The organism is Aeromicrobium sp., assembly GCF_036675695.1.
Lineage (GTDB): Bacteria > Actinomycetota > Actinomycetes > Propionibacteriales > Nocardioidaceae > Aeromicrobium.
Genome location: NZ_JAKFEL010000218.1, coordinates 39601 through 46146, shown reverse-complemented (window position 1 = coordinate 46146; position 6546 = coordinate 39601). Strand labels below are relative to the sequence as shown.

At 64.7% G+C, this 6546-nt stretch carries 9 protein-coding genes and 1 tRNA gene; 6 read left to right on the top strand and 4 right to left on the bottom strand.

Annotated elements, in window-relative coordinates:
• Positions 1 to 4 precede the first annotated feature (4 nt).
• The 5 genes from V6M39_RS13970 (at position 5) to V6M39_RS13950 (ending at position 4150) form a co-directional block, all read left to right on the top strand.
• The gene (locus V6M39_RS13970) at positions 5 to 541 is read left to right on the top strand and encodes a PH domain-containing protein (protein ID WP_332644426.1); all 537 of its coding nucleotides are present in this window, start codon (positions 5 to 7) and stop codon (positions 539 to 541) included.
• 61 nt (positions 542 to 602) lie between these two features.
• Positions 603 to 1013, top strand: a complete 411-nt coding sequence (locus tag V6M39_RS13965) for a hypothetical protein (RefSeq protein WP_332644425.1) — start codon at positions 603 to 605, stop codon at positions 1011 to 1013.
• A gap of 46 nt (positions 1014 to 1059) precedes the next feature.
• A complete protein-coding gene (locus tag V6M39_RS13960; protein ID WP_332644424.1) occupies positions 1060 to 1959 on the top strand; it encodes a tetratricopeptide repeat protein in 900 nt (299 codons plus the stop codon).
• A 65-nt stretch (positions 1960 to 2024) separates the two neighbouring features.
• Entirely contained in the window at positions 2025 to 3203 is a 1179-nt protein-coding gene (locus V6M39_RS13955) for a hypothetical protein (RefSeq protein ID WP_332644423.1), read from the top strand.
• Positions 3200 to 4150, top strand: coding sequence for a hypothetical protein (locus V6M39_RS13950; RefSeq protein WP_332644422.1), 951 nt, complete (start codon positions 3200 to 3202; stop codon positions 4148 to 4150). Before V6M39_RS13955 ends, V6M39_RS13950 begins: the two co-directional genes overlap by 4 nt.
• Before the next feature lies 1 nt (position 4151).
• Here V6M39_RS13950 and V6M39_RS13945 read toward each other — a convergent pair whose 3' ends face one another.
• The 3 genes from V6M39_RS13945 to V6M39_RS13935 are packed head-to-tail and all read right to left on the bottom strand — an operon-like array spanning position 4152 to position 5508.
• The gene (locus tag V6M39_RS13945) at positions 4152 to 4508 is read right to left on the bottom strand and encodes a fluoride efflux transporter FluC (protein WP_332644421.1); all 357 of its coding nucleotides are present in this window, start codon (positions 4506 to 4508) and stop codon (positions 4152 to 4154) included.
• Complete coding sequence (locus V6M39_RS13940) at positions 4505 to 4885, bottom strand: fluoride efflux transporter FluC (protein WP_332644420.1); 381 nt, start codon at positions 4883 to 4885, stop codon at positions 4505 to 4507. The genes V6M39_RS13945 and V6M39_RS13940 overlap by 4 nt, the downstream gene beginning before the upstream one ends.
• Positions 4882 to 5508, bottom strand: a complete 627-nt coding sequence (locus V6M39_RS13935) for a LysE/ArgO family amino acid transporter (protein ID WP_332644419.1) — start codon at positions 5506 to 5508, stop codon at positions 4882 to 4884. The genes V6M39_RS13940 and V6M39_RS13935 overlap by 4 nt, the downstream gene beginning before the upstream one ends.
• Positions 5509 to 5579: 71 nt before the next feature.
• Between V6M39_RS13935 and V6M39_RS13930 the strand changes: the two genes are divergently transcribed.
• Positions 5580 to 6461: a LysR family transcriptional regulator ArgP gene (locus V6M39_RS13930; RefSeq protein ID WP_332644418.1), complete on the top strand. Its 882-nt coding sequence runs from the start codon at positions 5580 to 5582 to the stop codon at positions 6459 to 6461.
• A gap of 10 nt (positions 6462 to 6471) precedes the next feature.
• On the opposite strand, the gene V6M39_RS13925 is transcribed toward V6M39_RS13930, so the two are convergent.
• Positions 6472 to 6545 (bottom strand) — tRNA-Arg (locus V6M39_RS13925).
• Position 6546: the final 1 nt, after the last annotated feature.

The window sequence follows — 6546 nt, the reverse complement described above, 5'->3', positions numbered from 1 at the left end:
GGCTCTGCTCGACCGATTGCCCGATCAGGAGATCGACAGCCACCTCCTGGTCGATGAGGGTGAGCAGGTCATCGACCTCGTCTATCACCACGACATCGTGTTCTGGCGTCCGATCGCCGAGGCCATCGGCACCGCGGCGCTGTGGACACTGGCACTCGTCGGACCCATCCAGCTCGGCTGGCTGTTCCTGATCGGCGGATTCGCCCTCGCGGTGCATGCGCTCTACCTGACGCTTCGTGAGCGTCGCGACGTGTTCGTCGTGACCAACATGAGGGTGTTTCGCGCCAGCGGTGTCTTCACCGTCAAGATCGCGACGATGCCGATCACCCGCATCCTCGACATCACGGTCGAGAAGCCACTTCTCGGCAGGATGCTTGGTTATGGCCACTTCACCTTCGAGTCGGCGGCTCAGGCGCAGGGTCTTCGCAATATCCGCTACATCGGCGATCCCGACGAGCGCGATCTCACGATCCAGCGCGTGGTCCAGCGATCCGGCCTGCGCGGTCGCACGATCGAGCAGCAGCTGCTCGAAGGTCGTTGACGCACCGCACCGTTTGACGAGTTCGGACCACCGTGATCCTGACTTGTGCCACGATGCGAGCGTGGAACTCGACGACGTTCTCTGGATGCTCACGGCGCTGGCGGCCGTTGTCATCCTCCTGACGCGGATGCGGCTGTCTGCGACCACGCGGCAGTCTGGGCACGCGCAGGTCCCCGGGACGATCCTCAACATGCATGCCGTGGTTGGCGTCACGGCCCTCACGGTGTGGATCTACTACCTCACCTCGCCGAGCGACACTCTTGGACTCGTTTCTGTGGCCCTGTGGTGGTTGGAGGTCATCGTAGGGATCCTGATCCTGCTGCGCTGGCTGCCGGGCGCGGGTCGGCACGCTGCGCCGTCGGTCGACGACAGCTGGGCGCAGGGTCCGTCGTTGTCGATCCTGGGACATGTCGGGATGCTGTTGGGCGTCGCCTTCATCACGTACTGCGTGCTCGCCGGAAAGATCACCTGATCCGCCTGACACCCGCGGCCAACCGCCGACTTCCTACACTGGGCGCATGAACTTCTCGCGTCCCGGCGCCATCGACCTGTCTGCGCTCAAGCAGCCTCCTGCGCGTCCGGCAGCACCAGGTGGCGGCTCGTACGTCGTCGACATCACTGAGCAGAACTTCCAGTCCGCCGCGCTCGAGGCGTCGTTGCAGTACGTCGTCGTGCTCAGTCTGTGGTCGCCGCGTTCGCCGCAGAGCACGGACTTCAACGAGATCCTGGCGAGAGTCACCAACCAGTTCGACGGCCAGATCATGCTGGCGCAGGTCGACGTCGACACCAATGCGGCGATCGCGCAGGCCCTGGACGCCAAGGGCGTGCCGATGGTCGTTGGTCTCGTCAAGGGACAGCCCGTGCCCTTGTTCCAGGGAACACTCGATGAGGCTGAAGTGCTCCGCTACTTCTCCGAGCTGATCAAGGTGGCGGCCGAGAACGGGCTGACGGGCCGGGCGCAGCCCGCCGGCGCTCCCGGTGAGGAAGCTGAAGTGGAAGCTCCTGCCGACCCGCGATTTGCTGCCGCCGACGAGGCATTTGGTTCAGGCGACTTCGCGACGGCTGTTGCCGAGTACGAAAAGCTTCTCGCTCAATATCCTGCTGACGCCGAGATCGGTGAGCGCCTGGCGGGGGTCAAGCTGCTCGCGCGTACGACCGACATCGACCTTCAGGCCGCGCGCAAGGCTGCCGCAGATGCTCCCGACGATCTCGAAGCGCAGATGCTGGTCGCAGACCTGGATGTCAGTGGAGGGCACGTGGACGATGCCTTCGACCGCCTGATCCAGCTGATCAAGCGCACATCCGATGACGACCGAGAGAACGTACGCACTCGGCTGGTCGAGCTGTTCACCGTTGTCGGTGTGGCCGACCCGCGAGTGGCTGCGGCGCGCAGGGCGCTCGCGTCGGCATTGTTCTGACCGACGGGGTCTTTCCCGATAAGGTCTAACGCGGCGTCCACACGGAGCCGCAGGGGAGCGTGTCGATGCGTACGAGGATGAGCTGGGTGCTCACCGGCCTTGGCGCGCTCTCGGCCATCGCCGGACTCGCTCTGATCCTCATTCTCGGACCTGACGGTCGATTCTCGACCGGACCGCATGCGGTCGAGACGGACGGCATCGCTGTGGTGACGGCCCCCAAGGTGATCTCCTGGGCCGACCTGCAGGTCGACGTGCTCGCCGAGGTTCCGGCTCAAAAACCCGTGTTCGTCGGCATAGGCAACAGTGTCGATGTCGAGAACTATGTCGGTGAGACGGCACGCCTTGAGGTCACTGGCTTCCACACGCCGTGGAAACCCAAGACACGTCAGCTCGAGGGCAGACCCGGACTGCCAGGTGCGCCTACCGCGCTCGACTGGTGGCGTGCAGCGTCTGCGGGCCGTGGCGGAGCCACCATCTCGACCAACCTTCCCGACGAGACGGTTTCCCTCGCGATCCTGTCAGTCGGTGACAGCAACCTCTCAGGACTCAAAGTCAGCATCGCGTACGGATTGAAGGGCGGGTTCTTCAAGGGGCTCGGCCTGCTGATGCTCGGTGCCGGCGCGATCCTGCTCAGTCGCTTGATGCGGCGAGGTGAGGACATCTGGGCGGGCGACGACGATGGCGCGGAAGACGTTGTGTACGTCTTCATCGATGACGACGGTGTCGAGCACGAGATCTCAGCCGAGGAGGCCGAGGACTACGAGGTGGTCGAGGTCGAAGAAGTCGTGGTCGACGAGGCCCATGAAGTCGCCGCCGAAGAGCCGGAACCTGACGATGAACCGGAACCTGACGATGAACCGGAACCCGCCGCCCCGCCGGGACCGAAGCCCGCGTCCAGGTTTGCTTCGAGACTCAACGCGTTGAAAGCCTCTGTCGGGTCCACCTTCGAGCGTAAGCCGAAGCTGGGGTCTGACGCGCCCGCATCGGACGACGAGGAGCTCGTCTACATCTTCGTCGACGAGCACGGCATCGAGCACGAGATCTCAGCCGACGAGGCCGAGAATTACGAGTTCATTGACGAGGTCGTTGTCGAAGTTGACGACAAGCAGGACGAACCGCCTGCGCGTGCTCCGGAGGAGCGAGTCATGTACGTCTTCGTCGACGAGAGCGGAGTGGAGCACGAAGTCAGCGAAGATGAGCTTGCAGACTTCGAAGTCATTGACGAAGAGGAGGACAAGCCGTGAGGCGTCTAGTGGTCGCCGCGTGCTGCCTCCTCGTCTTGTCGGCGTGCAGCCGCCCCCACGAGCGCTCCGACCTGTCGGTGGGCAAGGACGCTGCGCGCACATCTGAGGTCAACCGGGTGTTCGAGCGCTACCGCTTGGTGCGCAACGCAGCCATCAAGCTGCTCGACCCGAGGCCGCTGTCGACAGTCGAGAGTGATGCTGTGTTCGACATCGATTCGGGCTCGTTCGAGGTGTCTCAGCGCCTTGCGCAGAAGCAGAAGCAGGACACCTCGGCAATCGATGTCACCAAGGTCGTCACTCCGCATTTCTCGAAATATCCGCTGTGGTTCCTTGCCGTGGTCCGCGATCAGGCGAAGGGTGTCAATCGCATCCAGATCTTCGAGCGCGCGCAGGCAGCCGATCCGTGGTTGCTGGTTGCGAGTCCTGAGACAGTCGCCGAGATCAACCTGCCCGAGCTTCGCTCGACCGGGTCCAAGGTGATGCCGGTCAGCCCAGGCAACGGGAAGGGAATGGCGATGTCGGCCCAGGCCGCGGCAACGGCATACGCCACGACTCTGGGCAACGCGAATGCGCCCGAGGCTGACACTGTCGTGAATGACTCGTTCATCCGGCAGATGCGTGCCGCGGCCGCAGCAAGTACGGGCCTGACGGGAGTCAAGTTTGCGCAGAGATGGACCGCCGAGGATGTCCGCTTCGTGCTTCGTACGGCCGACGGCGGCGCACTCGCATTCGTCACGTTGCTTCGATACGACACCTACAAGGTCAAGTCAGGTCTGACCGTGAGCTGGCCCGAAGGAACGCCGCAGCAGGCCTTCCTGTCGACGGGAATCTCCGGGTCCGGCACCCTGCAGTACAAGCACCAGGTGCTGCTCCATCTGCCGGGTGGCAACGGCAAGCCCAGGGCGATCGGTCAGTACGGCGGTGTCGTGGGCGCCGTCAACCAGTAGCTCAGAGTGCGCGCCCGATCGCGTAGCCGAGCGCTGCCGCGGCGACGCACGCGATGAGCATCCCAACTGCGTTTGCCAACGCAGCGCCGTAGCGTCGATCGATCGCAAGGTGCACCGATTCGACGCTGGCTGTGCTGAATGTCGTGTAGCCGCCGAGGAATCCGATGCCTGCGATGGTGTGCCACGAATCGGACGATCCGGCTCCGACAATCAGACCAAGCAGCAGTGACCCCGAGATGTTTATGAGGTGAGTCGACCACGGCAGCGAAGCGGGTACACGCGGGCGCATCCATGCGTCGAGCGAGTAGCGGCTGCCGGCGCCCAGACCACCGGCGAGTGCCATGAGCAGCGTCGTCATCGCACGACCGCCCTGGCTGCAGCTATCCCTGCACTGGCGGAGACGAGCCCGGCGATGACAGTCCCGGCGGCATAGGCCAGACCCAGCGCCACGTGGTCGCCGCGAAGCAAGGTGTCCGTGTCGACGGCGAGCGCACTGTATGTCGTATAGCCACCCAAGAAGCCGGTGCCGAGCAGCAGCCGCAGTCGGTTTGCTGGAGCACTGTGATCGCGTACGAGCAGCACGGCCAGGAGCGCGCCGAGCGCGAACGAACCGGTCACGTTGACCAGGAACGTAGCCAGTGGGAAGAGTCGATCGGCGTCGAACGCCTCGGTGATTCCATGACGGGCCAGGGTCCCCGCGGCGCCACCGATGGCGACAAGTGCGAACGACCTCACCCCTCCATTAGACCGTGTAGCAGGCTGAGAGCGATCGCCGCCATGACGATCGCGATCAGGGCGTCCAGAACTCGCCACGCTGCAGGGCGGGAGAACAAGGGTCGCAGCAGCCGCGCTCCGAAGCCGAGAGACGAGAACCAAACGATCGAACCGGCCGCCGCTCCCAGTCCGAACCACCAGCGCGCGTCGCCGTGTGTGCCGGCGACGGAACCGAGCAACAGGATCGTGTCGAGGTAGACGTGCGGGTTGAGCCAGGTCAGCGCCACGGCGGTCGTGACGGTTGGCCAGAGCGGGGTCGGGGCACCCGAGGTCTCGGCGTCGAGCTCGCCGGGGTGAAGGGACCGTCTGGCGGCGATCACGGCGTACGCGAGGAGGAACGCGGCACCGCCGATCCGCATGGCATCGAGCAGCCATGGAGCGAGTTCGATCAGGCGGCCGATGCCAGCAATACCGAGGGCGATCAGGACGACGTCGGAGATGGCGCAGATCATCACGACGGTGAGCACGTGCTCGCCGCGCAGGCCTTGGCGCAGCACGAAGGCGTTCTGCGCGCCGATAGCGATGATGAGGGACAGGCCGAAGCCGCCCCCGGCGAGGGCAGCAACGAGCGCAGCATGATCCATGTTGTCAATCCAACCGGTGTCGTTGTCTGAAGACCAGTTCAGGTTATTGATGATGCATTAGCATCGTTGATGTGGCTGATGTAGATCTCGCGCAGCTTCGTGCCCTCGCGGCTGTCGTAGACGAGGGATCGTTCGACGCTGCGGCGTCGGCACTCCACCTCACACCTTCCGCGGTCAGCCAGCGGATCAAGGCGTTGGAGCAGTCCGCCGGCCGCGTACTCGTACGCCGGACCAAACCCACCGAGGCGACGGAGGCCGGCCACGCCTACCTGCGACTTGCGCGCCAGGTCGAGGCGCTCGTGCAGGACGTACGCGCCGAGGTTGATACGGATGAGCAGCGTCCGCCCACAATCCCGCTAGCGATCAATGGTGACTCTCTGGCGACCTGGGTGCTGCCGGCGCTGGCCGGACTGTCAGGGACGACGTGCTTCGACATCCGCCGCGAAGACGAGGGTCGTACGGCCGATCTGCTGCGCTCGGGGACCGTGATGGCGGCGATCACCTCGGATGCCTCTCCGGTTCAGGGCTGCCGATCGACACGCCTCGGCACGATGCGCTATCGCCCGATGGCCAGCCCAGCATTCGTCGCCGAGTGGTTCGCCGACGGCGTGGACCCCATGAGTCTGGCGCGGGCCCCGGTAGTGGTGTTCGATCGCAACGACGATCTGCAGGATGCCTACCTGCGCCAACGCAGCCGGCGCCGACTCAACCCGCCACGTCAACACGTACCGGCGTCGTCGCAGTTCGCCGAGGCGATCGTTCTCGGCCTCGGATGGGGAATGCTGCCCAAGGAGCAGTCAGAAAAGGCGGAACGAGCCGGATTGCTGGTGGAGATCGATCCTGGGCGTCACATTGACGTCACGCTCTATTGGCAGCAGTGGACCCTGCAGACTCCCGCCCTTGAGGCGACTGCCCAGGCGATCCGCGTAGCTGCCGCCGATCACTTGACGTGAGTCGTGGGTGTGCCCCCGGCAGGAATCGAACCTGCGACCTAGAGATTAGAAGGCTCTTGCTCTATCCAACTGAGCTACGGGGGCG

Bases quoted from the DNA above. Each gene is read 5' to 3' on its own strand.
- V6M39_RS13960 (WP_332644424.1), top strand. From the start codon at position 1,060: ATGAACTTCTCGCGTCCCGGCGCCATCGACCTGTCTGCGCTCAAGCAG.
- V6M39_RS13955 (WP_332644423.1), top strand. From the start codon at position 2,025: ATGCGTACGAGGATGAGCTGGGTGCTCACCGGCCTTGGCGCGCTCTCG.
- V6M39_RS13935 (WP_332644419.1), bottom strand. From the start codon at position 5,508: ATGGATCATGCTGCGCTCGTTGCTGCCCTCGCCGGGGGCGGCTTCGGC.
- V6M39_RS13945 (WP_332644421.1), bottom strand. From the start codon at position 4,508: ATGACGACGCTGCTCATGGCACTCGCCGGTGGTCTGGGCGCCGGCAGC.